This is a genomic window from Streptomyces muensis, assembly GCF_021474425.1.
GTDB classification, from domain to species: Bacteria; Actinomycetota; Actinomycetes; order Streptomycetales; family Streptomycetaceae; genus Streptomyces; species Streptomyces muensis.
Genome location: NZ_JAKEIP010000491.1, coordinates 1 through 2950 on the forward strand (window position 1 = coordinate 1; position 2950 = coordinate 2950).

2 protein-coding genes and 2 pseudogenes are annotated in these 2950 nt (G+C 69.9%); all 4 read left to right on the top strand.

Annotation, left to right across the window (positions count from 1 at the left end):
• Positions 1 to 614: pseudogene (locus L0P92_RS43525) on the top strand (hypothetical protein); the annotation flags it as partial.
• Between the two features lie 117 nt (positions 615 to 731).
• On the top strand, positions 732 to 1151 hold the full coding sequence (locus L0P92_RS43530) for a VOC family protein (RefSeq protein ID WP_234768664.1): 420 nt from the start codon (positions 732 to 734) through the stop codon (positions 1149 to 1151).
• 37 nt (positions 1152 to 1188) lie between these two features.
• Positions 1189 to 2319: an LOG family protein gene (locus L0P92_RS43535; protein ID WP_234768665.1), complete on the top strand. Its 1131-nt coding sequence runs from the start codon at positions 1189 to 1191 to the stop codon at positions 2317 to 2319.
• Between the two features lie 128 nt (positions 2320 to 2447).
• A pseudogene (locus tag L0P92_RS43540) lies at positions 2448 to 2912 on the top strand (sortase-dependent protein); the annotation flags it as partial.
• Positions 2913 to 2950: the final 38 nt, after the last annotated feature.

A 2950-nucleotide genomic window follows, 5' to 3' on the forward strand; every position in this document is an offset into this window, starting at 1 on the left:
CCCGCAAACCCCCCGCCGGCCTCCCCTGGGGCATCGCCATCCTCGCCGCGGGCCTGGCCGTGGAGGCCTACGCCGCCCGCGCGGCGACCGGCGCCCTCACCCTCCCCTCAGCTCTCCCGACCGGCCCGGCCGGTGTCCTGGCCGGCTGGATCCTGGCCACCCTCGGGCTGGCCCTGGCCGCCCCGGGCCTCACCCATTTCTGCGGCCGGCTCCTGCAGTCCGTGCGCCCGGGCGCCGTCCGTCTCCTGGCGGGCCGGGTCCTGATGGAGGAGGCCACGCGCATCGGCCGCCCCCTCGGCGTCGTCTGCGCCGTGGCCTCCGCGGCGTACGCCATGGCCCCGCTCTCCGCCCCCGCGGCCACCACCACCGTCGGCCCGCTGAGCACCCTCGGCGCCACCGTGGTCACCGGCTGCACCGTGGCCACGCTGCTCACGGCCGCCGTGGAGGCCAAGCAGGCCCGCGCCGACACCACGGCCGCGCTGGTCCGCCTCGGCGCACCGACCTCGTTGCTCCGCGGCGCGGCGGCCCTGCGCGCCGGTGCGCTGCTGGCCTTCTTCGGCCCGTTCACCCTGATCGTGGCCGAGTTGGCCGCACTGCCGCTGGTGGCCCGCTGAAGCCGACGGCAGGCGTCGGAAAACTCGTACGAAAAAAATCTCCGCGCGGCGATGAGTTCCGCTCGGACCCCCGGTCTACCCCACCGAACAGCAGACACCTCGATGGGAGAGACCACGATGACCGCCCCCGCGTACCAGCAGATGATCTTCCTGAACCTGCCCGTGAGCGACCTCGGCGCCTCGAAGAAGTTCTTCACGGAGCTCGGTTACTCGATCAACGAGCAGTTCAGCGACGACACGACGGCCTCGGTCGTGATCAGCGACACCATCGTCGCGATGGTGCACACCCACGACAAGTACGCCCAGTTCACGAAGAAGCCGATCGCGGACGCGACGAAGACCAGCGAGGTGCTGATCGCGCTGAGCGCCGAGAGCCGCGAGAAGGTCGACGAGCTGGTCGACAAGGCGCTCGCCGCGGGCGGTTCCGTCTCCGGCGAGACCCAGGACCACGGCTTCATGTACGGCCGCGCCTTCGACGACCTCGACGGCCACACCTGGGAGGTCGTCTGGATGGACCCGTCGGCCATCGAGGGCTGACACAGGCCTCCCCATGGATGGTGCCTAGCATGGGCGGGTGCAGACGATGCCCGCCCATGCGGCCCACCACAACGACCGTGAGATAGAGACGCTCGAGGAGTTCGACGCGACCGTGTCGGCGCGCGGCTCCCTCGCCGGATTCCGTGTCCAGGCCGTCGACCTGACGGACCGTACGCGCGAGCTGCTCACCACCAGCACCGCGGGCGCCCTCTTCCTCGGCTGCCCGATGCGCGAGGAGGCCGCGGCCAAGATCCGCACGGACGGCGCCCTCGTCTTCCCGCCGATACCGGGCCTGCCCTTCGACCCGTACCGGGGCCTGGTCTACTCCCCCGACGAGCTCTTCGCCTCCCTGACCGACGGCCCGGACGGCTACGAGAAGACGCCCGACGCCCTCGCCTACGCCTGGTTCCAGCGGACCAAGGCCGACGGCGACATCTATGCCTCCATGCTCCGCGCGGTCCACGACGACTCCGTCTCGGACGCGCTGGACGAACTCCTCGCCGGGACACGGGTGGTGGGCGTCATGGGCGGCCACGCGATGCGACGCGGCACGGAGGCGTACGAAGGTGCCGCCCGGCTCGGCCGGGAGCTGGCCCGCGCCGGTCTCACGGTCGCCACCGGCGGCGGCCCGGGCGCGATGGAGGCGGCCAACCTCGGCGCGTACGCCGCCCCCTACGACGACGAGATGCTCACCGACGCGCTCCGGCTGCTGGCGAAGGCTCCCCTGTTCACGCCCTCGATCACCGAGTGGGCGACGGCCGCCTTCGAGGTCCGTGCGCGCTGGCCGAAGGGCAGCCGCTCGGTCGGCATCCCGACCTGGTTCTACGGCCACGAGCCGCCGAACCCCTTCGCCTCCCACATCGCCAAGTACTTCGCCAACGCCACCCGCGAGGACGGCCTCCTGGCGCGCTCCAACGCCGGCGTCGTCTTCCTGCCGGGGGCCGCCGGCACCGTGCAGGAGATCTTCGACAACGCGACGCCGAACTACTACGAGTCGCGCGGCGAGCCGACTCCGATGGTGCTCGTGAACCGGGCCCACTGGACGGAGAAGTTGCCGGCCTGGCCGCTGCTCCAGGCCCTTGCCCGGGAGCGGTCGATGGAGTCCCGTATCGCCCTGGTCGACCGGATCGAGGAGGCTCCGGCGGCCCTGAAACGTCTCAGCGATTAATAAGAGGGCAAAGCCAACAGCCGTGGACCGCATATGCGTTGACACTGCTTATGCCACGCTTATAAACCTGTGAGACTCCTGGGGACGGTGATGTCACATCGCCGCGCCTCGTTCAACCCCCCTCAGTGATGCAACTCGTAAGGACAAAAGTGTCCATAAACCGCCGTACCGTCGCGCGTTCCGTGCGCGCTCTTGGTGTTGCCTCCGCCTCGGCCGCGCTCGCGCTCGGCCTCGCGGGCAACGCGCTCGCTTGCGACATCAGTGAATTCTCCGCCGAAGCCAAGTGCGACGGCGACAAGGGCATCATCACGGTCACCGACGTGGACCCGAGCGGTGTCCCGGCGACCGTCAGCGTCTTCCTGCAGAACAACGGCGCCGACCTGAAGAAGGTCGGCGAGCAGGTGGTCAAGGGCTCGCGCGAGGGTGTCACCATCACCTTCGAGGAGAACTGGAAGCCGGACGCGGAGTACCGCGTCCACGTCAAGGCCGCCGGCTATGTCGACGAGGACATCAAGCCGAACCTGACGACGCCGTCCACGGCCTGCAAGAAGGACGAGGAGAAGCCGCCGGCTCCGTCGGACACCCCGACCCCTGTCTCTTATACAATCTGACGCTGCCGACGAACAGCTAT